The following is a 1,930-nucleotide window of genomic DNA, read 5'->3' on the forward strand; positions in this document are numbered from 1 at the left end:
CCCAGGGGCCGCCGCAGATCACCGCGCTTTCGCGGGCCAGCACACGGGCGCGCACGCGGCGCGCCGGATCGATCAGGCCGGCGGTGAGGTCGCCGGCGCCCACGTCCTCGCGCAGCGCGCGGGCAACGTCGTCCTGGGCCAGCGATGCGATGCCGCCGTCCAGGGAAAGGGGGGATTTCGTCATGGGCGGCAAGCATAGCGGCATCGCATAGACTCGCCGCACTTTCGGCCCGGCTCTGCCCATTCCCATGACCACTGCCATCCCCAACGCCTCCGCCTCGTCCGCGACGCCCTACGGCACGCTGCCGCCCGCCTCTCCCCTGCCCGAGCGCCGGCCCGTCAGCCTGCCGCGCCTGCAGCAGATGCGCGAGGCCGGCGAAAAGATCACCATGCTGACCGCCTACGACGCCACCTTCGCCGCCATGGCGGACGCGGCGGGCGTGGAATGCATCCTGGTCGGCGACTCGCTCGGCATGGTCTGCCAGGGCCTGCCCAGCACCGTGGGCGTATCGCTGGACACCATGGCCTACCACACGGCCAGCGTGGCGCGCGGCCTGCACCGGGTGCAGGGCACGGCGTGGCTGATCGCCGATTTGCCCTTCGGCACCTACGCCGAAAGCCGCGAACAGGCCCTGCGAAGCGCCTGCACGCTGATGCAGGCCGGCGCGCACATGGTCAAGCTCGAAGGCGGCGGGTGGACGGCGCCGACGGTGGAGTTCCTGGTGCAGCGCGGCGTGCCCGTGTGCGCCCACCTGGGCCTCACGCCGCAGACGGTGCACGCCCTGGGCGGGTACCGCGTGCAGGGCAAGGGCGACCTGGCCGCGCGCACCCTGCGCCAGCAGGCGTCCGAGCTGCAGAACGCGGGCGCCACCATGGTGGTGCTGGAGATGGTGCCCGCCGCGCTGGCCCGCGAGCTCACGGCCGAGTTGCCCCACTGCCACACCATCGGCATCGGGGCCGGCAGCGGCACCGCCGGCCAGGTGCTGGTGCTGCACGACATGCTGGGCATCCACCTGGCCAAGATGCCGCGCTTCGTGCACGACTTCATGCAGGAGGCGGGCAGCGTGCGCGGCGCGATGCAGGCCTATGTGCAGGCCGTCAAGGCCGGGCGCTTTCCGGACGACGCCCTGCACGCCTGGTAGGGCGGCCCGCGCCCGGGCCGCCCCTTCGGCCCGTCCCTTCCTTTTCCTGCAGCCCTCTTTTTTCCGATCGGGATGACCCATGCTCATCGCACACACCGTGGCCGACCTGCGCCAGGCCCTCGCGGGCCGGGGCCGGCCCGCTTTCGTCCCCACCATGGGCAACCTGCACGCCGGCCACATTTCGCTGGTTGAGCAGGCCCGCCCGCTGGGCGAGGTGACCGTGGCCAGCATCTTCGTGAACCGCCTGCAGTTCCTGCCCCACGAGGATTTCGACAGCTACCCGCGCACCTGGGACGCCGACTGCGCCCAGCTGCGCGAGGCCGGCTGCGACGTGCTCTTCGCGCCGCGCGAGGCCGACCTGTACCCCGAGCCGCAGACCTTCAAGGTGCATCCCGACCCCGCGCTGGCCGACATCCTGGAGGGGCACTTTCGCCCCGGGTTCTTCGTCGGCGTGTGCACGGTGGTGATGAAGCTCTTCGCCTGCGTGCTGGGCGCGAGCGGCGGCACGGCCGTATTCGGCAAGAAGGACTACCAGCAGCTCATGGTGATCCGGCAGATGGTGCGGCAGTTCGCGCTGCCGGTGGACGTGGTGGCGGGGGAAACGCGGCGCGCGGACGATGGCCTGGCCCTCAGCTCGCGCAACGGCTATCTCGGGGCGCAGGAGCGGTCGCGTGCCATGCAGCTGGCCCAGGCCCTGCGCGCGCTGGCGGACGGCTTTCTCGCGGGCGGGAGCGATGCCGGCGAACGGGAGCGCCAGGCCCTGGACGCGCTGCGCCGCCAGGGCTGGG

The 1,930-nt window shown here is 72.3% G+C and carries 2 protein-coding genes and 1 pseudogene; 2 read left to right on the forward strand and 1 reads right to left on the reverse strand.

Features of this window, described 5'->3' with window-relative positions; all coding sequences use genetic code 11:
• A pseudogene (locus AC27IQ_RS23475) lies at nt 1-184 on the reverse strand (nicotinate-nucleotide diphosphorylase (carboxylating)); the annotation flags it as partial.
• 64 nt (nt 185-248) lie between these two features.
• Between AC27IQ_RS23475 and panB the strand changes: the two are divergent.
• Both panB and panC read left to right on the forward strand, forming a co-directional pair.
• Entirely contained in the window at nt 249-1,142 is an 894-nt protein-coding gene (panB, locus tag AC27IQ_RS23480) for a 3-methyl-2-oxobutanoate hydroxymethyltransferase (RefSeq protein ID WP_284429343.1), read from the forward strand.
• A gap of 79 nt (nt 1,143-1,221) precedes the next feature.
• Nucleotides 1,222-1,930, forward strand: a 709-nt coding sequence (panC, locus tag AC27IQ_RS23485; protein WP_487090993.1) for a pantoate--beta-alanine ligase, incomplete at its 3' end; no start/stop codon positions are given.

Source organism: Acidovorax sp. KPB24-07 (assembly GCF_057543315.1).

What these genes read in the sequence shown, in the direction of transcription:
- panB (WP_284429343.1), top strand. Translation starts at nt 249, where the DNA reads ATGACCACTGCCATCCCCAACGCCTCCGCCTCGTCCGCGACGCCCTAC.